This is a genomic window from Burkholderia sp. MSMB1835, from assembly GCF_001526365.1.
Taxonomy (GTDB): domain Bacteria; phylum Pseudomonadota; class Gammaproteobacteria; order Burkholderiales; family Burkholderiaceae; genus Burkholderia.
Genome location: NZ_LOYP01000059.1, coordinates 455876 through 477440, shown reverse-complemented (window position 1 = coordinate 477440; position 21565 = coordinate 455876). Strand labels below are relative to the sequence as shown.

The window sequence follows — 21565 nt, the reverse complement described above, 5'->3', positions numbered from 1 at the left end:
AACCGTTCAGTCCTCCGCGCGCTTCGGTCGCGGCGCACGCGCGGGCGGCGCGACCGGCGTCTGCCCGAGCCGCGCCTTCATCGCATCGATGAACGCCCGCACCTTCGGCGACGGCAGCCGCGTGGACGGATACACCGCATGAATCCCGGCCGGCGCCGTGCGCCAACCCGGCAGCAGCCGCACGAGCCGACCGGCCGCGACGTCGTCCGCGGTCGAGAAATCCGTCAGCAGCCCGAAACCGCCGCCCGCGAGCACGATCGCGCGGCACGCGGTCGCGGTGTTCGACACCACCGGCGCGACGCAGCGCACCGACGCGTGGCCGCCGCGCGCATCGTCGAGGTCGAGCGTATGCGGGCGCGGCAGCGACGACAACATCACGAACGGCAGCGCGGCGAGCGCATCCGGATCGCGCGGCAGCCCGTGGCGCGCAACGAACGCCGGGCTCGCGACCAGCCATTTCTCGTAGGTGCCGAGCTGCACCGCGCGATGGTTCGAATCGGCGAGGCGGCCGATGCGGATCGCGACGTCGAGGTTGTCCGCGACGAGATCGACGACGCGGTCGTTCGCGACGAGTTCGACGGCGAGCGCCGGATGCCGGTCGCGCAGCGCGACGACGGCCGGCGCGACGACCAGCGCGCCATAGTCGATCGGCACGCTCACGCGCAGCGTGCCGCGCAGCGGCCCGGCGTCGGACGACACCGCGTCGAGCGCGGCTTCGGCGGCGCGCACGATGTCGCGGCACGCGTCGTAGAACACGCGCCCGGCATCGGTCACGCTCAGCCGCCGCGTCGTGCGCACCAGCAGGTTCGCGCCGACCTCGGATTCGAGGCGCTGCATGTGCGTGCTGACGACCGTCTTCGCGAGGCCGAGCCGCTCGGCCGCGGCCGTCAGCGAGCCGGCCTCGACCACCGCGACGAAGATCGCCAGCCGGTTCAGGTTCACGTCGCGCAGATCGGCCATCGTCGATTGTCCTATGGAAGCGGATAATGTTTCAGCAATTATCCGTCTTCTGGCGACGAACCGCGAGCGCTACGCTGGGGCCGTTCGTCGCCGATCCCCGGCGGCGCGAGATGCCGGAGTGTTTCCATGTCTGCCGCCAGCAAGCCTGCTTCGCCGATCCGCATTTATTCGTTCCTGTTGTCCGGGCACGCGCACCGTGTCCGGTTGTTCCTGTCGCTGCTCGGGCTGCCGTCCACGACCGTCGACGTCGATCTCGCGGCCGGCGCGCAGCGCGAACCGGCGTTTCTCGCGCTCAATCCGCTCGGGCAGGTGCCGGTGATCGACGACGGCGGCACCGTGATCGCCGATTCGAACGCGATCCTCGTGTACCTCGCGAAGCGCTACGGCGACGCGCACTGGCTGCCCGACGATCCGGTCGGCGCGGCCGTCGTGCAGCGCTGGCTGTCGTACGCGGCCGGCCCGATCGCGTCGGGGCCGGCCGCCGCGCGGCTCGTGACCGTGTTCGGCGCGCAGCTCGACCCGGATGCGGCCAAGCGCACGGCCGCGAAGGTGCTCGACGTAATCGATCGCGAGCTGGCCGGCAAGCCGTTCGCGGCCGGCGCGCAGCCGACGATCGCGGACGTCGCCGCGTACACGTACATCGCGCACGCACCGGAAGGCGGCGTGTCGCTCGAACCGTATCCGCACGTGCGCGCGTGGCTGGCGCGTATCGAGGCGTTGCCGGGCTTCGTCGCGATGCCGACGACGCGCGCGGGCCTGCTCGCCGCTTGACGCGCGGCCACCGCACCTGTTCAGGAGAACGCAATGAATGCGCCGAGCGCCGTCGTACCGGGCTGGGACCTCGAGACCCCGCCGTTTCACGCGGGCGAGCTCGCCGTGCAGCAGCGCGCAGGCGTGACGGACGCGGCGGGCGCGGCCGGCCGGCGCGGCATCCGGCGTTTCATGCCGGACCAGCACCGGACTTTTTTCGCGCAACTGCCGTTCTTCGTGCTCGGCGGCGTCGATGCGCAGGGGCAGCCATGGGCGACGCTGCGGGTCGGCGCGCCGGGTTTCGTCACGTCGCCGGACGCCCGCACGCTGCGCATCGCGGCGCGCGCGCTGCCGGGCGACCCGCTGGCCGGCGCGTGGCGGGCGGGCGCGCCGCTCGGTGGGCTCGGGATCGAATTCGATACGCGGCGGCGCAATCGCGTGAACGGCGTCGTACGCACGGCGGACGGCGAGGCGCTGACGATCGCGGTCGAGCAGAGCTTCGGCAATTGCGCGAAATACATCCAGGGCCGCAAGCCGACCTTCATTGCGCGGGACGTCGACGCATCCGTCGCGCCCGACGTGTCGGACGTGCTGAGCGACGCGGACCGCGCGCTGCTCGCGCAGGCCGACACGTTCTTCGTCGCGAGCGCGAACACGTCGCCCGACGCGGGCGCGGCGCGCGGCGCGGACGTGTCGCATCGCGGCGGGATGCCGGGCTTCGTGCGCGTCGACGATGCACGCACGCTGACGACGCCCGATTTCAGCGGCAACCGGTTCTTCAACACGCTCGGCAACCTGCAGCACGATCCGCGCGCGGGGCTGCTGTTCGTCGATTTCGACGGCGGCGATGTGCTGTATGTCGCCGCGCACGCGGAGATCGTGTGGGATGGGCCGGTCGTCGCGTCGTTCGACGGCGCGCAACGCGTCGTGCGCTTCCATGTGCGGGAAGTGCGGCGCATGCGGGCGGTGCTGCCGTTCCGGTGGTCGGCGGTCGAGCGTGCGCCGCAGTTCGCGGCGATGGCGGTGTCGTCGGGCGGCGCGGCGGCAACGGCCGGGCCCGTGCAGGCCGCGGCCGCGCCGGCATCGGCGCCCGCATGGCGGCCGCTGCGCATCGCGAAGATCGTCGACGAGGCGCGCGCGATCCGGTCGTTCCATTTCGAGCCGGCGGATGGCGGCGCATTGCCTGCGTACGAAGCCGGTCAACACCTGACGCTGCGCATCGCATTGCCGGGCAGCGACGCGCCGTCGATGCGCAGCTACACGCTGTCCGATGCGCCGGGCGGCGCGCATTACCGGATCACCGTGAAGCGCGAGGGGCGCGTATCGGCATGGCTGCACGATCATGCGCGGGTGGGCATCGCGCTCGACGCGCAGATGCCGCGCGGCCGCTTCGCGTTCGATCTCGCGAGCCCGCGCCCGGCCGTGCTCGTGTCGGCCGGCATCGGCATCACGCCGATGGTCGCGATGCTGCGCCGGGCGCTGGCCGACGACGCGCCGTCGCGCCGCGTCGTGTTCGTGCACGGCGCACGCGAAGCGGCCGACCGGCCGTTTGCCGCGGAACTGGCGCGCATCGCGGCCGCCGATGCGCGCGTGTCGCTTCACTGGTTCGATAGTCATCCTCAAGAAGGGGCAGCCGCGCGGGCAGGCCGCATCGACGTCGGGCAACTGAAGCGGATCCTGTCGTTCGACGACTACGACTTCTACCTGTGCGGGCCGTCGGCGTTCATGCGCGACCTGTACGACGGGCTGCGCGCGCTGAACGTGCCGGACGAGCGCATCCGTTTCGAGGCGTTCGGGCCATCGAGCGTCTCGCGCAGTGCGACTCGCGCGGCCACCGCGCCTGCGGCGGCAAGCGTGCCCGTCGTGTTCAGGCGCACGGGGCGCGAAGCCGCATGGACACCCGCCGACGGCACGCTGCTCGAATTCGCGGAAGGGCAGCGCGTGGCCGTGCCGTCCGAATGCCGCGCCGGTTCGTGCGGCACGTGCGCGACGCGGGTGCTGTCCGGCGCGGTCGACTACGCGCAGACGCCCGATGCGCCGGTCGCACCCGGCTGTGCGCTGCCGTGCGTCGCGCGGCCTGCGCAAGCGGCCACGGAGCCGCTCGTGCTCGATTGCTGACGCGCTTGCGACAGGCGACCGCGAGGCCTGCCGCGCGAAAAGCGCGCGCAACTGCTGCTTTTTTCGGATGCCGTCCGGGTCGACGATAGCGTCGACCGATTCGATGAACGAGCCCGTCGAGAAACTGCTCGGCACGGACGGAGGCGATGCGGGGGGGGGCTAAAGCGAACGGCTGACGAACCGATAGCGGGCGGCCCTTCCCGCGCCGGTTCCAGGCGTTCCGCCCGGCGCACGATGACGCCGGTGTCGGGGGCCGGCGCGCGCGACGCGAATCGCGCCCGCATCTTCGCCGCCGTCGCGCCGCCCGAAGCGCGATTCCGGTCGCCGGCTTCTCCGTTTCCCGTTCCGCCCGATTCCTCGGCCCTGGGCCCCGCCCGGGGTAAAATGCGCGCCACGCCGCGATGTCGCGCGCCGGGCAGGCCGCCGTTCCGACGAACGGCCGGCGCGAGTGCCCGCCGCCCGCACCGAGGCGTTCGAAGCGTCCCCTGCGTGACGATCGCGCGAGGCAGCCGGCCGGCCGACAGGCACCCGACGGACCCGTCGGCCGCTGCGTCGTTGCCGGCGCGTCATCGAATCCGATGCCCCATCCTGCGCTGTTCCGACTGGCCGGCCCGCTTGCGCGCCGCATGGTCCGATTCGTCCGATGAATATCGCGTCGACGCACGCGTCCGGCGACGGGCGCGGCGGCGGGTGCACGCTTCGCAGCTTCCAACGGGTTTCGACAGGGTCGAGTGGCGAGTTTTCCATCCAGAACAATGACGGTGAATAGAACAACAGCGGCGCCCGCACGGCGGCGGCGCACGAAGGTCGGGCTCGGTGTCGGTCTCGGCGTCACGCTTTTCGCGGTGCAGGCTGCCGCCGCACCGGGCGATACGCCCGCGCCGGGCGCCGACGCGACCGGCAGCGCGACGCTGCCCGCGATCGCGGTGAGCGGCGAGCGCGGCCGTTCGCTGCGGGCGCGCGAAGCGTCGGTCGCGGGGCTCGACGACGCGCCGCTGCGCGACACGCCGGCGTCGGTGAGCGTCGTCACGCGCGCGCTGATCGACGATCAGCAGGCGAAGCGCTTGAGCGACGTCGTGCGCAACGATGCGTCGGTCGTCAACGACTATGCGCCGGTCGGCTATTTCGAAGGCTTCGCGATCCGCGGCTTTCCGGTCGATCTCGCGAGCGCGATCCGGATCGACGGGCTGACGGTGTCCGGCGAGCAGAACGTGCCGCTCGAGAACAAGGAGCGCGTCGAGATCCTGAAAGGGCTCGCGGGCATCGACGGCGGCATCGTCGCGCCGGGCGGCGTGATCAACTTCGTGACCAAGCGCTCCGCGAACGTCGCGAGCGTGACGGGCGGCGTCGACAGCCGCGGCTCGACGTCGGCCGCCGTCGATCTCGGCCGCCGCTTCGGCCCCGACCATCAGTTCGGGTTCCGGATCAATGCGGCGAAGGAGAACATGCACTCCTACATCGACGGCACGAACGGGCGGCGCACGTTCGGCTCGATCGCCGCCGACTGGGACATCAACCCGCGCGCGAGCCTGCAGCTCAATGCCGAATTCCAGCAGTGGATCCAGCGTTCCGCGCCCGGCTACCAGTTGCTCGGCGGCACCGTCGTGCCGTCGGTCAAGACGACGTCGAAGGCGCTCGGCACGCAGCCGTGGGCGAAACCGGTGACGACCGATGCGCTGAACCTGAACGCACGCTTCGACTACCGGTTCAACGACGACTGGAAGGCCTACGTCGCCGCCGGCCGCAGCCGCACGATGATCGACGACAACAGCGCGTTCGCGTACGGCTGCTATTACGCGACAAGCTGCGCGGCCGGCGCGACGTCGCCGTTCTTCTTCGGCGCGAACGGCGACTACGACGTATACGACTTCCGCAGCCCCGGCGAATACCGGCGCAACGACGATCTGCGCGCGGTCACGACGGGCAAGTTCGCGACGGGGCCGCTGCGGCACGAGCTGACGCTCGGCGTGAGCGTGCAGCGCCGCGTCGTGCACATGGCCGACGCCGTGTACGACTACGTGGGCAGCGAGAACGTCTACGGGCCGGACCTGACCTTCTCGCCGTCGCCGAATTCGCCCGGGCCGTCGTATCCGCGCCTCGATGCGTGGCAGTACGGCGTGTTCGGGCTCGACCGCATCGGCATCGGCGAACACTGGCAGGTGCTCGCGGGCGGCAAGGAAGTGCTGCTGCGCCAGCGCAGCTGGAGCAGCCTCGACGGCGACACGACGCACACCGACCGCTCGGTGTTCCTGCCGCAGGTCGCGCTCGTCTACAAGCCGGTGGACGTGCTGTCGCTGTATGCGTCGTACAGCAAGGCGCTGTCGCTCGGCGATCAGGCCCCCGTGCGCGCGACCAACGCGTATGCGTTCCTGCCGCCCGTCGAATCGCACCAGTTCGAGGTCGGCGCGAAATACGACTGGCTCGACCGGCTGAGCCTCACGGCCGCCGTGTTCTCGATCAGCAAGCCGTTCCAGTTCGCCGACCCGGACGCATCGGGCACGACCTACACGTTCGTGCAGCGCGGCACGCAGCGGCACCAGGGCATCGAGCTCGGCGCGGCCGGGCGCGTGACCGAGCGGCTGGGGCTGACGGCCAGCGTCGCGGCGATTCGCGCCCGCGCGGTCGATTCGGGGTCGCCGGCCTACGAAGGGCACCAGATCATCAACGTGCCCGCGCTGCGCGCGTCGCTGTATGCGGACTACGCGGTGCCGGGCGTCGCGGGCCTGAACGTGCTCGGCGGCGTGGAATACAGCGCGGCGCGCAACGCGAACGAGGAAGGCACCGCACGCGTGCCGTCGTGGTTCGTGTTCAATCTCGGCGCGCGTTATACGACGAAGATCGGCGGCCATCGCACGGTGTTGCGCGTATCGGTGGACAATCTGTTCGACAAGTTCTACTGGCGCGACGCAGGCGAGCAGCAGGGCGATGCGTACCTGTTCCCGGGTGCGCCGCGCACCGCGCGCGTGTCGTTGACCTATGATTTCTGACCGACCGGAATCGGCCGCGTGACGCGCGGCCCCGGCAGCCCACCAGGAGAGCACAGACGATGTCCCCACTCGAAATCGCCGGCGTGATCGTCAGCGCGCTCGCGATCTGGCTGACCGCGAAACGGCGCATGCTGTGCTGGCCGGTCGGCCTCGCATCGGTCGCGCTGTACGGCTGGATCTTCTTCGACGCGAAGCTGTATTCCGACATGCTGCTGCAGGGCGCGTTCGCGGTGCTGCAGGTGTACGGCTGGCAGCGCTGGCTCGCGCAGCGCGCGAGCGAGGCCGCCGGCGGTGCCGACGGCCAGGCGGCGCCGGCCGGCGACGTCGCCCCCGTGACCGGCGTGCGGCCCCGGCAGATGCTGCCCGATCTGATCGCGGCCGTCGTCGGCAGCGCGCTGCTCGGCGGGATGATGGCGCGCTGGACCGACGCGGCGCTGCCGTTCGTCGATGCGTCGCTGACCGCGTTCAGTCTCGTCGCGCAATACTGGACCGCCCGACGCTACATCGCGTCGTGGGGGCTGTGGATCGTCGTGAACGTCGTGTACGTCGGGATGTTCGTGTTCAAGGAACTGTATCTGACGGCCGGACTCTATGCGCTGTTCATCGGCCTGGCCGTCGTCGGCTGGCGCGACTGGAGCCGGACGGCCGCCGCATTGCGCGCGGCCGCCGGCGGCCCGCTCGCATCGGGCGGCGGCGCGCGCTGATCCGCGCACGGATTCAACTACGGAGCAACGCCGTTCATGTCATTCCCCCTCGAGCCGGACGGCCCCCTGTCGCGCGACGTCGCGCCGCCGCAATTCGGCGTGGACGGCGAGCAGGCCGAACGCGACTGGCCGCTGATCACGCACGACGAAGTGGCGGCCGTGCTCGCGCGGATCGACGGCGCGGGCGAACCGGCGCGGCTGACGTGGCACAGCCCGCGGCAGTTCGCGGCCGCCGTGCTGGTGCGGATGGCCGACGGGCGCGGGTTGTTCGTCAAGCGTCATCACGCGAGCCTGCGCGATGTCGCCGGGCTCGAGGAAGAGCATCGCTTCATCGCGCATTTGCGCGCACGCGGGATGCCGGTGGTGGACGTGCTGGCCGATCGCAACGGTGCGACCGCGTTCGCGTCCGGCGAATGGACGTACGAGGTGCACGTGCTCGCGCCCGGCGTCGATCCGTATCGCGGCGTGATGTCGTGGCAGCCGTTCACGCATCCATCGCATGCGTATGCGGCCGGCCGCGCGCTGGCCGAACTGCATCGCGCGTCGGCCGGCTACGATGCGCCCGCGCGGCCCGTGCGCACGCTGCTGTCGAGCTTTCGCGTGCTGTCGTGCGCCGATCTGGCGGGCGCGCTCGAGCGCTGGGTCGACGCGCAGCCGCTGCTCGTGCGCGCGCTCGGCTCGCGCGACTGGCGCGGCGACGTGGCTGACGCGATCGGCCCGTATCACGCGCGCCTCGTGCCGCTGCTGCCGGCGTTGCCGCCGCTGTGGACGCACGGCGACTGGCACGCGTCGAACCTGCTGTGGACCGACGCGGGGCCCGGCGCGCAGGTCCGGACCGTGCTCGATTTCGGCTTGTCTGACCGCACCTGCGCGGTCATGGACCTCGCGCTCGCGATCGAGCGCAATACGGTCGACTGGATGGCGCCGGCCGATGCGCGGCGCATCGAATACGACCAGATCGACGCGCTGCTCGACGGTTACGAATCGCTCGAACCGTTGAGCGACGACGCGTATGCGGCGCTGGTCGCGCTGCTGCCGATCGTGCACACGGAGTTCGCGCTGTCGGAAGTCGCGTATTTCGGCTGCATCATCGATGCGCCGGCGATCGTCGACATCGCGTACGACGGCTACCTGATCGGGCACGCGCGCTGGTTCGGCGAACGCGACGGGCGGCAATTGCTCGACTGGCTCGTGCAGCGGCGGCGCGCGAAGCAAGGGCTCGCCTGATCCGGGTGCGCGGGCCTGCCGCGCATACGGATCGATTCCCCGACGACCTGCCATCTTCCGTGCCGCGCGTCGCGCCGTACGTTCGACCCGTCCTTTCGATCCTCGACGCGGCATGCCGCTCTCGCGGCGCGACGCACGCCTGCGTGCCGCCGCGCCCGACATGACGGAAATATCATCTTCGCCTCATGTTCGCACTGCGGCCGGTCCGTAGCATCGGTCGCGAACCGTTACCGCAGAACCGAACATGCTCAAGCTCAACCTCGTCGCGGCCATCGTCTTCGCGATGGCCGCGGCGGCTCATGCACAGCCATCGCCGACGCCGGGGCCGGCCGCGACCTCGGCCGCCAGCGCGACGTCGATCGGCGCACCGCCGTCCGGCGCGCTGCCTGCGCCGTCATTGACGCTGTCCGATGCGCTCGCGGTCGCGGCGCGGAACAATCCGGCGCTGCGCGGCGCGCGCGCGGACGTCGACGCATCGGCCGGCGCGCTGATGCAGGCCGGCGCGCGCCCGAATCCCGAAGTGTCGTTTCTGCAGGAAGGCTTCAGTCGCGCCGAACGCACGTCCACCGCGATGATCAGCCAGGCCATCGAACTGGGCGGCAAGCGCCGCGCGCGGCTCGACGTCGCGTCGTATGGCCGCGAGGCGGCGAACGCCTCGCTCGACGAGCAGGGCGCCGCGGTGCGCGCCGACGTGATCGCCGCGTTCTACGGGCTGCTCGCCGCGCAGCGCCAGCTTCAGGTGACCGAGGAATCGGCCGCGATCGCCGCGCGTTCCGCGGATCTCGCGGGGCGCCGCGCGCAGGCCGGCAAGGTGTCGCCGGTCGAGGCGACCAAGGCGCAGGTCGCGGCGGCCGGCGTGCAGATCGAAGTGGTGACCGCGCGCGGCCGCGTCGAGGTCGCGCGCGAGAAGCTGAACGCGGTGATGGGCGAAGCGCGCAACGACCGGCTCGCGGTGCGCGGCGACCTGGAAAACGTGCCGCCGGTCGAGCCGCTGTCCGCATTGACCGCGCAGCTCGACGACGCGCCGCTCGCGCGCGTCGCGCGCGCCGAGCTGCTGCGCTCGAATGCGGCCGTGTCGCTCGAACGCGCGCGGCGCGTTCCGGACGTGACGGTCAGCGCGGGCGTGAAGCGCGTGACCACGGGCGGCGTGTCCGACAACCAGGCCGTGGTCGGCGTATCGATTCCGATTCCGCTGTTCGACACGAACCGGGGTGCGTTGCTCGAGGCGACGCACAAGGCCGAGCGCGCGAACGCCGATCTCGATCGCGAACGCACGCGCCTGCGGCTGGAGCTCGCGCAGGCGTACGCGAATTTCGAGGCGGCCGAGCAGGAAGCGCAGCGGCTGAAATCCGACATCCTGCCGGCCGCGCGTCTCGCACTCGATGCGATGTCGCGCGGCTACGAACTCGGCAAGTTCAGCTTCCTCGACGTGCTCGACGCGCAGCGCACGCTGTTCCAGGGCCAGTCGCAATACGTCCGTGCGCTCGCCGGCGCCCATGCGGCTCGCGCCGATATCGGCCGGCTCGTCGGCACGCCGCTCGCGGCCGTCGCGCGCTGAGCGCCGCTCTCACCTGAAGGATCATCATGTCACGCAGCAGAATCTTCGTCATGGCGGCCGCCGTGCTCGGCGGCGCAGGGATCGTGATCGGCGCGCTCGCCGTCGCGCGGGGCGGCGGCAGCGCATCGGCGCCGACGGCCGCCGAAGCCGCGCAACCGGCCGAGGGCGCCGGCGCGCGCGGCGGTGCCGTGCTCGCGCGCGGCAAGCTGTCGGTCGAGATCGTGATGACGGAAAAGCCCGGCGACGCGCGGCTCGTCGTCTATCCGTTCGTCGACGGCAAGCCGGCAATCGACGGCGCGACCGTGTCCGGCACGCTGGTGCGCTACGACCGCACGCGCGAACCGTTGCGGTTCGACGCGGCCGGCTCGAAGTTCGTGTCGGCGCAGTCGATCGCGAAGCCGCATGTGTTCGATGCGACGATCGACGTGAAGGCCGGCAACGATGCCGCGTCGTTCCCGTTCGCGCGCGCCGACGGGGCGATCGCGCTGAGCGACGCGCAACTCGCGACGTCGAGGATCGCGCTTGCGAAGGCCGGCCCCGCGCGGATCGCGACGCCGTTCCAGTTGCCGGGCGAGATCAAGTTCAACGAGGATCGCACCGCGCACGTGGTGCCGCGCGTGGCCGGCATCGTCGAGCAGGTGTCGGTGTCGCTCGGGCAGAACGTCGCGAAGGGGCAGGTGCTCGCGGTGATCGCGAGCACCGACCTGGCCGACCGCCGCAGCGAGTTGCTGACGGCCGAGCGCCGGCTGGCGGGGGCACGCGCGACCTACGAGCGCGAACGTACGCTGTGGAAGGAACGCATTTCGGCCGAGCAGGATTATCAGCAGGCGCAGGTGCAGTTGCGCGAGGCCGAGATCGCCGTGCAGAACGCGCGGCAGAAGCTCGCCGCGTTGAACGCGCCGGTCGGCGCGGGCGCGCTGAACCGTTATGAACTGCGCGCGCCGTTCGCGGGCACGATCGTCGAGAAGCATGCGACACCCGGCGAGGCGATCGCCGCCGACGCGAGCATGTTCGTGATTTCCGACCTGTCCACCGTGTGGGCCGAGATGGCGGTGCCCGCGCAGCGGCTCGACGACGTGCGCGTCGGCCGCGACGCGACGGTGATCGCGACCGCGTTCGAATCGCGTTCGAGCGGCCCGATCGCCTACGTGGGGTCGCTGCTCGGCGAACAGACGCGCACCGCGCCGGCGCGCGTCGTGCTGCCGAACCCGGACCGCGTGTGGCGCCCGGGGATGTTCGTGAACGTGTCGGTCGATGCGGGCAGGCAGGACGTGCCGCTCGCGGTCGCGAGCGACGCGCTGCAGGACGTCGACGGCGCGCCGTCGGTGTTCGTGCGCTCGCCGAAGGGTTTCGTCGCGCAGCCGGTGGAGACGGGGCGGCGCGACGAACGCGCGATCGAAGTGCTGAAGGGGCTCCGGCCCGGCCAGGAATACGCGGCGTCGAACAGCTTCGTGCTGAAGGCGGAACTCGGCAAGGGGAGCGCGGAACATGAATGAGCGGCACTACGCTTGCGCCGTGGCGAGGCTGGCGGCCTTTCATGCGGCCTGCTTTCCGCGCGGCCGGTCGAGCGGCCGCGCGGCCCGTCCGGTGAGGACGTCCGTGCTCCGCTGCAAGGAGTCCCGACATGTTTGAGCGCCTGATCCGCTTTGCGATTGCGCACCGCTGGCTCGTGATGCTGGCGATCGCGGCCGTGGCCGCGCTGGGCGTATTCAGCTACCAGCGCCTGCCGATCGACGCGGTGCCCGACATCACCAACGTGCAGGTGCAGATCAACACGTCCGCGCCCGGCTACTCGCCGCTCGAGGCCGAGCAGCGCATCACCTATCCGGTCGAGACCGCGATGGCCGGGCTGCCGGGGCTGGAGCAGACGCGCTCGATCTCGCGCTACGGGCTGTCGCAGGTCACCGTGATCTTCAAGGACGGCACCGACATCTACTTCGCGCGGCAGCTCGTCAACGAGCGCATTCAGGAAGCGAAGGACAAGCTGCCGGCCGGTATCGCGCCAGCGATGGGGCCGACGTCGACGGGCCTCGGCGAGATCTACCTGTGGACCGTCGAGGCCGACGCCGGCGCGCGCAAGCCCGACGGCACGCGCTATACGGCGGCCGACCTGCGGGAATTGCAGGACTGGGTCGTGCGGCCGCAGTTGCGCAACGTGCGCGGCGTGACCGAGGTCAACTCGATCGGCGGCTACGTGAAGGAGTACCGCGTCGCGCCGAACCCGGCAAAGCTGATGTCGTACGGACTGACGCTCGCCGACGTCGTGCGCGCGCTGGAGCGCAACAACGACAACGTCGGCGCCGGCTACATCGAAAAGCGCGGCGAGCAGTATCTGGTGCGCGTGCCGGGCCAGGCGCGCACCGTCGACGACATCGCGAACATCGTGCTGACCAACGTCGGCGGCGTGCCGGTGCGGATGAAGGACATCGGCGCGGTCGACATCGGCCGCGAACTGCGCACCGGCGCCGCGACGTCGAACGGCGAGGAAGTCGTGCTCGGCACGGTGTTCATGCTGATGGGCGAGAACAGCCGGACGGTGTCGAAGGCCGTCGCCGCGAAGATGGAGGACGTGAACCGCACGCTGCCGGCCGGCGTGAAGGCGATTCCGATGTACGACCGCACGGTGCTCGTCGAGAAGGCCGTCGCGACGGTGAAGAAGAACCTGCTCGAAGGCGCGGTGCTCGTGATTGCCGTGCTGTTCCTGTTCCTCGGCAACATCCGCGCGGCGTTGATCACCGCGCTCGTGATTCCGCTGTCGATGCTGATGACCTTCACCGGGATGGTCAACGCCAAGGTGAGCGCGAACCTGATGAGCCTCGGCGCGCTCGACTTCGGGATCATCGTGGACGGTGCGGTGGTGATCGTCGAGAACTGCGTGCGGCGGCTCGCGCATGCGCAGGCGGCGGCCGGGCGGCCGCTCACGCGCGCCGAGCGTTTTGCCGAAGTGTTCGGCGCATCGCAGGAAGCGCGCCGCGCATTGATATTCGGACAACTGATCATCATGGTGGTGTACCTGCCGATCTTCGCGCTGACCGGCGTCGAAGGCAAGATGTTCCACCCGATGGCGACGACCGTGGTGATGGCGCTCGCCGCCGCGATGGTGCTGACCGTCACGTTCATTCCGGCGGCCGTCGCGCTGTTCATCGGCGAGCGGGTCGAGGAGACGGAAAACCGGCTGATGGGCTGGGCGCGGCGCGCGTACGAACCGGTGCTCGCCGCGTTCATGACGCGTCCGGCGCGCGTGATGACCGGGGCGGGCGCGATCGTGCTGATCACGCTGGGGCTGGCGACGCGCCTCGGCAGCGAGTTCATCCCGAGCCTGAACGAGGGCGATCTGGCCGTGTCCGCGCTGCGGATTCCCGGCACGAGCCTGTCGCAGTCGGTCGAGATGCAGAAGTCGATCGAGAAGACGCTGAAGGCGCGCTTCCCCGAGATCGAGCGTGTGTTCGCGCGCACCGGCACGGCCGAGATCGCCGCCGACCCGATGCCGCCGAACCTGTCGGACGGCTACATCATGCTGAAGCCGGCCGACACGTGGCCCGATCCGAAGAAACCGCGCGACCGGCTCGTGCGCGAGATCGAGGACGCGCTCGCCGAGCTGCCGGGCAACGCGTACGAGTTCTCGCAGCCGATCCAGCTGCGCTTCAACGAGCTGATTTCGGGGGTGCGCAGCGACGTCGCCGTGAAGCTCTTCGGCGACGACATGGTCGTGCTGAACCGGACCGGCGAGCAGATCGCGGCTGCCTTGCAGAAGGTGCCGGGCGCGTCGGAGGTGAAGGTCGAGCAGACCACGGGCCTGCCGGTGCTGACCGTCAACCTCGACCGCGACAAGCTCGCGCGCTACGGCGTGAGCGTCGCCGACCTGCAGGATTCGGTGGCCGCGGCCGTCGGCGGCCGGAAGGCCGGCACGCTGTTCCAGGGCGACCGCCGCTTCGACATCGTCGTGCGGCTGCCCGACGAACTGCGCTCCGACATCGAGGCGATCAAGCGGCTGCCGATCGCGTTGCCCGCGTCGGCCGCGAGCGCCGCCGCGCGGCTCGCCGCAGCCCCGTACGTGCCGCTCGCGGAGCTCGCGACGATCGACGTGGCGCCCGGCCCGAACCAGATCAGCCGAGAGGACGGCAAGCGGCGGGTGGTGGTCAGCGCGAACGTGCGCGGCCGCGACGTCGGCTCGTTCGTCGCCGATGCGCGCGAGCAATTGCAGCAGGACGTGCGCGTGCCGGCCGGTTACTGGGTGTCGTGGGGCGGGCAATTCGAGCAACTGCAGAGCGCGAGCGAGCGCCTGAAGCTCGTCGTGCCGCTCGCGCTGTTCATGGTGTTCGTATTGCTGTTCGTGATGTTCAACAACGTGAAGGACGGGCTGCTGGTGTTCACCGGCATTCCGTTCGCGCTGAGCGGCGGCGTCGTGTCGCTGTGGCTGCGCGGGATTCCGCTGTCGATCACGGCGGCGGTCGGTTTCATCGCGCTGTCGGGCGTGGCCGTGCTCAACGGGCTCGTGATGATCTCGTTCATCCGCAACCTGCGCGACGAAGGGATGCCGCTCGACGCGGCCGTGCGCGACGGCGCGCTCACGCGGCTGCGGCCCGTGCTGATGACCGCGCTGGTCGCGTCGCTCGGCTTCCTGCCGATGGCGTTCGCGACCGGCACCGGCGCCGAGGTGCAGCGCCCGCTTGCGACGGTCGTGATCGGCGGTATCCTGTCGTCCACGGCGTTGACGCTGCTGGTGCTGCCGGTGCTGTACCGTGTCAGCCATGCGGTGTCGTGGCGCACGGCGTGGCGCGGCGGCGTCGGTGCGCGCGTGCTGCGCCGGCTGGGTTTCTTCAAGGGTAATGCGTGATGCGAATTCTGATTGTCGAGGATGAACCGAAGACGGGCGCGTATCTGCGCAAGGGCCTGACCGAGGCCGGCTACGTCGTCGACTGGGTCGAGGACGGCATCACGGGCCAGCACCAGGCCGAAACGGAGGAGTACGACCTGCTCGTACTCGACGTGATGCTGCCCGGGCAGGACGGCTGGACGTTGCTGCAGAACCTGCGGCGCAGCAAGTCGACGCCCGTGCTGTTCCTCACCGCGCGCGACGACGTCGGCGATCGCGTGAAGGGGCTCGAACTCGGCGCGGACGACTATCTCGCGAAGCCGTTCGATTTCGTCGAGCTGACCGCGCGCATCAAGTCGATCCTGCGGCGCGGCCAGCCGCGCGACTCGAACACGCTGCGCGTGGCCGATCTCGAACTCGACCTGACGCGCCGCAAGGCCACGCGGCAGGGCGACACGATCCTGCTGACCGCGAAGGAGTTCGCGCTGCTGTGGCTGCTGATGCGCCGCGAAGGCGAGATCCTGCCGCGCGCGACCATCGCGTCGCAGGTGTGGGACATGAACTTCAACAGCGACACGAACGTCGTCGATTCGGCGATTCGCCGGCTGCGCTCGAAGATCGACGACGCGTACGAACCGAAGCTGATCCACACGGTGCGCGGGATGGGCTACGTGCTCGAAACGCGCGGCGGCGCGGCCGCATGATCGCGCGCCTGCTGCCGCGCACGCTGCGCGGCCGCCTGACCGCGCTGATCATCCTGTCGACGTCGGTGATCCTCGCGTCGAGCGGCGTCGCACTGTACGAGGCGCTGAGCAACCGCGTCGAAACCACGGCAGCCGAGCAGATGGCCGGCATTTCCGCCGCACTGGGGGCGCACCTGGCCGAGGCGCGCACGACGGCCGACGTTGCGCGCAACGCCGATATCTGGATCGACCAGTTGCACGGGCATCCGAACATGGATCTCGCGATCTTCGACGCCGGCGGTGCGCGCCTCGTCGGCACCCCGGGCTTCCGTCCGTATGCGCCGCTGCTGTCGATGAACGCCGGGCGCGTGCCGGTCGGCATCGCCGCGCCCGGCGAGCGGCACCGGTATCTGCTGACGAGCGTGCCGCTCGGCGGCGCCGGGGCGCCCGTGGTGCGCGTCGCCGTGCAATACGACCGCAGCGCCGACGTGCTGCTGTTGCGCACGCACGCTTATACGATCGTCGTGATCGAGGTGTTCGGCGTGGTGCTCGCGGCCGCGATCGCATACGGCATCGCGGCGCTCGGGCTGAGCCCGCTGCGACGATTCGCGGCGCGCGCCGAGCAGATGTCGACGAGCCGGCTCGCGCATCCGCTGCCGGAACTCGATACGTCGGGCGAACTGAAGGAACTCGAGCATGCGTTCAACGGGATGCTCGCGCGGCTGAACGAATCGTTCACGCGGCTGAGCCAGTTCTCGTCGAATCTTGCGCACGACATGCGCACGCCGCTGACGAACCTGCAGGCGGCCGCGCAGGTCGTGCTGTCGCAACCGCGCAGCGCGGACGAATACCGGAGCGTGATCGAGTCGAGCATCGACGAATACCAGCGGCTGTCGCGGATGATCGAGGACATGCTGTTTCTCGCGCGTTCGGAGCAGGCCGGCACGTCGATCGATGTGCGGCGCCTGAATGCGGCGGAGGAGGCGGAGCGGGTGGCCGGCTACTACGAGCCGCTTGCGGAAGACGCGGGCGTGACGGTGAAGGTCGACGGCCATGCGTGGGTCGATGCGGATCTGACGCTGTACCAGCGCGCGTTGAGCAACCTGCTGTCGAATGCGCTGACTTATGCGCCGCGCGGCAGCGTCGTGACGATCGATTGCGTCGAGCAGAGCGGCGCGACGACGATCGCCGTGTCGGACACGGGGCCCGGCATCGCGGCGGAGCACGTCGGGCGGATTTTCGAGCGCTTTTATCGCGTCGATCCGTCGCGGCACGATTCGGCGTCGGGCACCGGGCTCGGCCTCGCGATCGTCCGGTCGATCATGGACAATCACGGCGGCGAATGCGGCGTCGACAGCGAACCGGGTCGCCGCACGACCTTCTGGCTGCGCTTTCCGCGACGGCCGGCCGCGCCTGAACGGCCGGCCGCCATCGGCGCCTGACGGCGCGGGCGCACACGCCCGCGCGCTCGCCGTAAGCAGCCGCGCGCGGCGCGTTGCCCGCGGCCGGGAGGCTGGGCGTCATTGCTTCGCGGTCAGGTCGTCGTGATTGTCGGTCTGCGGCTTCTTCTCGCCGCCATGCACCGAAATTCCGTGCAGTTCCTTGTTGCGTGCGACGATCTCGCCGGTCGGCGGGTACTGCGTCTTGCTCGTCGGCACGACACCGTCGTGCTGCGCCTGTTTCAGTTCGTTGACGACCTGCGAGCGGGTCTTGCCTTGCGTCTGCGTTTGGGCGAGCGCGGCCTGCGCGGCCATGCCGAGCGACAGCGTCGCGGTGACGAACCATGCGGCGAGTTTTGCGGTTTTCATCGAGTGCTCTCCTTGATCACGGCCGCCGGGTGGCGAACCATGGACCCAGTATGCGAAAGCGGCCGTGCGTGATCGTGATCGCGAGATGAAAAATGCGTCAGATTGCGGGGCGCGGTGGCGTACCGTGCGGACTCGCTCGACATGACGCAACCGTCATGTTCGCGTCATCGGTGCGATGAGCGGGAAGCGGAACATGAGGCCTGCCGTCGGCCGACCGCGCCGGCGGCATTCGTGCCGATCGCGACGACAGTGTCGATAGCGGGCGGCGCTGTTCAGGCCTTCATTCCGGATCGACAATTGCACCGTCCTGCCATTCATTTCGTGTTGATCGCAGCCCTGATCGTTCCGTTGCTCTCGGGCTGCGCATCGTCGACACGCTCCGGTATCGCGGCAACTGCACCTGCCGCCGCGCGCAAGCCAGCGCCGGCCGCCTCGATGCCGGGCGAGCAGATCGACTATGCCGGGCACCGCTGCGGCAATCCGAACCTGTATGTGAAAACGCATCCATGCCTGTTCCCGCAGCGCGATTCCGCGCCCTGATCCTCGGATCCGCGTAAAAAAAGGCCCGGCACTCGACGAGCCCGGGCCTAATGCGTGATCGTGCCGTGCGGCAGCGACCCGCTGCGTGGAGGGGAACGGGCAGGGCCCGCTATCGTTCCGATCGTAGCGGCGCGGCGCATCGCGAAGCTGATCGGAACATGAAATTTTCGTCACGCAGCGCATGGCGGAACGGTGACGAAACCGTCATGAGGCGATCACGAATCCGCACCGCCGCGGGATCAAAGTGATGGCTCCCGTCAACGCATTCCAATGAGGAGCCGTCCACATGAACATGCCGCACCCGGCGGTCGCCGTTACCGTTATCGCACCGTCGATCGAGGCCGTCTCGCAGGCCGTGGCCGCGCAGCCGAAGCGCCGTCGGGACGTGATTCAGGAACGGCTGCGCGCGCGTCGCGACGGCGCGATCCCGATCCCGAGCCCGGCTCACGACTACCCGGCGAGCCCGGCCGCCGTCGCGCGCCATCGGGCGATTCATCGCGCGACCGTTCGTCGCGGCGACGAGTCGCCGCCGGTCGATGCGCACGACGACCGCTTCGCGGGGCTTTGATCGTTCATCGATGAAAAGGAGCGTGCGATGCGCAATGTCGCGAAAGGGATCGTACTGGCGGCGTACCTGATGTCGGCGGCCGCGATGGCGGCAGGCTGGGCGGAACGTGCGCTGTCGCACGCGTCGGCGCACGACGTCGGTCGCCGCGCGATCGAACGGATGCGCTGCGAGTTGGCGGCCGTGCCGGCCGGCGCGTGGACCGCGACGTTCGCGCGCGGACAATGCGAAGTCGCCGCTGGCCGGCTGACGTTCGTGCCGGCCGATGCCGGCGACGCGTCGACCGCCGCGGCGAAACGGGTCGCGCTCGGCGACGTCCGTACCGTGTCGCATCAGTCGCGCAAGCTGAAGGAGCAATTGCAACTGACGACACGCGACGAAGTGATCGCGCTGAACGTGCTGACCGACGACGGTACGCGAAAATCGCGCGAACATGCGATCGACCTGTGGACCGCGCTGCGCAACGCGGGTGTCGCGCCGGTCAACGGCACGCGCATCGTCGATACGTGGCCGACCGGCGCGACGACCTGGTAGCCGTCATGCCGTCGCGCGCGGCTTACCCGGCCTTCACGGATCCTTCGATCAGGAAGAACACGATGAAGCCGATGAAGAACGAGGCCGTCGCGAACGGCGTTTCGGGCACCTCGTGCGCTTCGACCAGCAGTTCTTCGACGACGAGGTACAACAGCGCGACGGTGCCCAGCCCCAGAAGCGCCGCATAGCCATTCGCCGGCAGTCCCGCGAACGCCGCGTTGCCCGCGACGGCCGCGAGGCTCAGCAGCGCCGCGAGCGCGACCGGCACGACGATCGACGGCGTGCGGCCGATGCCGGCCGCGGCCAGCGCCGCGCTGACCGACAGCGCGAGGAACAGCACCTCGAGCGTCAGCGCGACGGTCAGGATGATGCCGCTTGCGTCGCTCGCGGAAAAGGCGATGCCGAGCACCAGGCCGTCGACGACGAGATCGATCGCGGTGACGACGATCAGGCTCACGGGCAAACGCGCGTCCTCGAAGCGCGTCTCGACCGCACCAGACAACGCGCGAATCGCCAGCATCAGCGCGATCCCGAGCACGAAACCGACGACGACCGGAAACAGCGCATGTGCGCGGTCCTGCGGCAGCAGTTCGAGCGCGGCGGCCGCGAACACGATGCCGCCGGTGAAATGCTGGATCACGCTCGACGTTTTCGGGCCGGGCGCGCGCCACGCGGCCGCGAGCGCGCCGAGACAGGCCGCCAGCACGGGCGGTAACGTGAGCAGCGCAAGCTTCGCGGTCGGAGTCATGAGGCCTCTCGGCGGTGGGCGTGTCGCAGCGGAGGCTGCGTGGCACGATCGTACGCGCCGGGCGTCGCCCCGGCATCCACCGGGGATTGAACACCTTGAAGCCGCTCCAGGGTCAAGCGGTTTGATGCGGGGCGCACCGGCAATCCGGCCGCCCCCGTTCCGGTCAAAGCTGCGCGAGCGCCTGGTCGAGATCGGCGAGCAGGTCGTCGATATGCTCGATGCCGATCGACAGCCGCACCGTTTCTTCCTTCACGCCGGCCTTCGCGAGTTCGGCCGGCGACAGTTGACGGTGCGTGGTCGATGCCGGGTGCGTCGCGAGCGACTTCGTATCGCCGATGTTGACGAGCCGCGTGAACAGCTTCAGCGCATCCTGGAACTTCGCGCCGCCGTCGCGGCCGCCTTTTACGCCGAACGTCAGGATGCCCGGCGCACGGCCCGACAGGTAGCGTGCGACGAGCGGATGGTCGGGGTGATCGGGCAGGCCCGCGTAGTTCACCCATTCGACGTGCTCGTGGCGCGCGAGGTGCTGCGCGATCTTCAGCGCGTTGTCGCTGATCCGCTCGACGCGCAGCGCGAGCGTCTCGATCCCTTGCAGGATCTGGAACGCATTGAACGGCGAGATCGCCGCGCCCAGGTTGCGCAGCGGCACCACGCGGGCGCGGCCGATATAGGCTGCCGGCCCGAACGCATCGGTATAGACGACGCCGTGATAGCTGACGTCCGGCTCGTTGAGCCGCTTGAAGCGGTCCGCGTGCTCGGCCCACGGGAACTTGCCCGAATCGACGATCGCGCCGCCGAGGCTCGTGCCGTGCCCGCCGAGATATTTCGTCAACGAATGCACGACGATGTCCGCGCCGTGTTCGAACGGGCGCAGCAGGTACGGCGACGGCACCGTGTTGTCGACGATCAACGGGATGCCGTGGCGATGCGCGACCTCCGCGAGCGCGGCGATGTCGGTGACGTTGCCGAGCGGGTTGCCGACCGATTCCGCGAAGATCGCCTTCGTGCGCGCATCGATCAGCGGTGCGAACGATGCAGGATCGCGCGGGTCGGCGAAGCGCGTGGCGATCCCGTATTGCGGCAGCGTATGCGCGAACAGGTTGTAGGTGCCGCCGTACAGCGAACTCGCGGACACGATGTTGTCGCCGGCTTCGGCGATCGTCTGGACCGCATACGTGACGGCGGCTTGCCCCGATGCGAGCGCGAGCGCGCCGATGCCGCCCTCGAGCGCGGCGATCCGCTGCTCGAGCACGTCCGTCGTCGGGTTCATGATCCGCGTGTAGATGTTGCCCTGGACCTTCAGGTCGAACAGGTCGGCGCCGTGCTGCGTGTCGTCGAATGCGTACGCAACGGTCTGGTAGATCGGGACGGCGACCGCGCGCGTGGTCGGGTCGGGGCGATAACCGCCGTGCACGGCGATGGTTTCGAGGCGCCAGTTCGAATTGGCCTGATCGGTCATGGGTGCTCCGTTTGTTGTTGTGAAGGTCGAGGGTCCTGCCGTCCGGCGATTATAGGAGCACGTGCCGGCTGCCCTTAGAACGAATGGTGTGTTGCTTATCGGGCGCGG

At 70.0% G+C, this 21565-nt stretch carries 17 protein-coding genes; 13 read left to right on the top strand and 4 right to left on the bottom strand.

What is annotated here, in order from left to right:
- Positions 1–6 precede the first annotated feature (6 nt).
- A complete protein-coding gene (locus WS96_RS31490) occupies positions 7–960 on the bottom strand; it encodes a LysR family transcriptional regulator (protein ID WP_059837816.1) in 954 nt (317 codons plus the stop codon).
- A gap of 126 nt (positions 961–1086) precedes the next feature.
- Between WS96_RS31490 and WS96_RS31485 the strand changes: the two genes are divergently transcribed.
- The 10 genes from WS96_RS31485 to WS96_RS31440 all read left to right on the top strand — a co-directional run bounded on the left by WS96_RS31485 (position 1087) and on the right by WS96_RS31440 (position 17245).
- On the top strand, positions 1087–1731 hold the full coding sequence (locus tag WS96_RS31485) for a glutathione S-transferase family protein (protein WP_059837814.1): 645 nt from the start codon (positions 1087–1089) through the stop codon (positions 1729–1731).
- A gap of 33 nt (positions 1732–1764) precedes the next feature.
- Positions 1765–3828, top strand: a complete 2064-nt coding sequence (locus tag WS96_RS31480; protein WP_059837812.1) for a pyridoxamine 5'-phosphate oxidase family protein — start codon at positions 1765–1767, stop codon at positions 3826–3828.
- A 755-nt stretch (positions 3829–4583) separates the two neighbouring features.
- Entirely contained in the window at positions 4584–6815 is a 2232-nt protein-coding gene (locus WS96_RS31475; RefSeq protein WP_059837810.1) for a TonB-dependent siderophore receptor, read from the top strand.
- Positions 6816–6874: 59 nt separating this feature from the next.
- Positions 6875–7519 carry a nicotinamide riboside transporter PnuC gene (pnuC, locus tag WS96_RS31470; protein ID WP_034205397.1) on the top strand — a complete coding sequence of 215 codons (645 nt, stop codon included), beginning with the start codon at positions 6875–6877 and terminating at the stop codon, positions 7517–7519.
- A 36-nt stretch (positions 7520–7555) separates the two neighbouring features.
- Entirely contained in the window at positions 7556–8746 is a 1191-nt protein-coding gene (locus tag WS96_RS31465) for a phosphotransferase enzyme family protein (RefSeq protein ID WP_059837808.1), read from the top strand.
- A 244-nt stretch (positions 8747–8990) separates the two neighbouring features.
- On the top strand, positions 8991–10304 hold the full coding sequence (locus WS96_RS31460; RefSeq protein WP_059837806.1) for a TolC family protein: 1314 nt from the start codon (positions 8991–8993) through the stop codon (positions 10302–10304).
- A gap of 26 nt (positions 10305–10330) precedes the next feature.
- Entirely contained in the window at positions 10331–11800 is a 1470-nt protein-coding gene (locus WS96_RS31455) for an efflux RND transporter periplasmic adaptor subunit (protein ID WP_059837804.1), read from the top strand.
- A gap of 128 nt (positions 11801–11928) precedes the next feature.
- Positions 11929–15141, top strand: a complete 3213-nt coding sequence (locus WS96_RS31450; protein ID WP_059837802.1) for an efflux RND transporter permease subunit — start codon at positions 11929–11931, stop codon at positions 15139–15141.
- Positions 15141–15824, top strand: a complete 684-nt coding sequence (gene irlR, locus WS96_RS31445; protein ID WP_034205392.1) for a heavy metal response regulator transcription factor IrlR — start codon at positions 15141–15143, stop codon at positions 15822–15824. Before WS96_RS31450 ends, irlR begins: the two co-directional genes overlap by 1 nt.
- Entirely contained in the window at positions 15821–17245 is a 1425-nt protein-coding gene (locus WS96_RS31440; protein WP_059837800.1) for a heavy metal sensor histidine kinase, read from the top strand. The genes irlR and WS96_RS31440 overlap by 4 nt, the downstream gene beginning before the upstream one ends.
- Positions 17246–17323: 78 nt before the next feature.
- Here the strand turns inward: WS96_RS31440 and WS96_RS31435 are convergent, their stop codons facing one another.
- Positions 17324–17611, bottom strand: a complete 288-nt coding sequence (locus WS96_RS31435) for a DUF4148 domain-containing protein (protein ID WP_059837798.1) — start codon at positions 17609–17611, stop codon at positions 17324–17326.
- 141 nt (positions 17612–17752) lie between these two features.
- On the opposite strand from WS96_RS31435, the gene WS96_RS31430 reads away from it, so the two are divergent.
- From WS96_RS31430 to WS96_RS31420, 3 genes are all read left to right on the top strand, one after another.
- Positions 17753–18151 carry a hypothetical protein gene (locus WS96_RS31430; RefSeq protein WP_257128089.1) on the top strand — a complete coding sequence of 133 codons (399 nt, stop codon included), beginning with the start codon at positions 17753–17755 and terminating at the stop codon, positions 18149–18151.
- A 286-nt stretch (positions 18152–18437) separates the two neighbouring features.
- A complete protein-coding gene (locus tag WS96_RS31425) occupies positions 18438–18719 on the top strand; it encodes a hypothetical protein (RefSeq protein WP_059837796.1) in 282 nt (93 codons plus the stop codon).
- Positions 18720–18746: 27 nt separating this feature from the next.
- Positions 18747–19250, top strand: coding sequence for a hypothetical protein (locus WS96_RS31420; protein ID WP_059837794.1), 504 nt, complete (start codon positions 18747–18749; stop codon positions 19248–19250).
- Positions 19251–19272: 22 nt separating this feature from the next.
- Here the strand turns inward: WS96_RS31420 and WS96_RS31415 are convergent, their stop codons facing one another.
- Positions 19273–19998 carry a hypothetical protein gene (locus tag WS96_RS31415; protein WP_059837792.1) on the bottom strand — a complete coding sequence of 242 codons (726 nt, stop codon included), beginning with the start codon at positions 19996–19998 and terminating at the stop codon, positions 19273–19275.
- Positions 19999–20161: 163 nt separating this feature from the next.
- On the bottom strand, positions 20162–21457 hold the full coding sequence (locus WS96_RS31410) for an O-acetylhomoserine aminocarboxypropyltransferase/cysteine synthase family protein (protein WP_059837790.1): 1296 nt from the start codon (positions 21455–21457) through the stop codon (positions 20162–20164).
- Between the last annotated feature and the right edge of the window lie 108 nt (positions 21458–21565).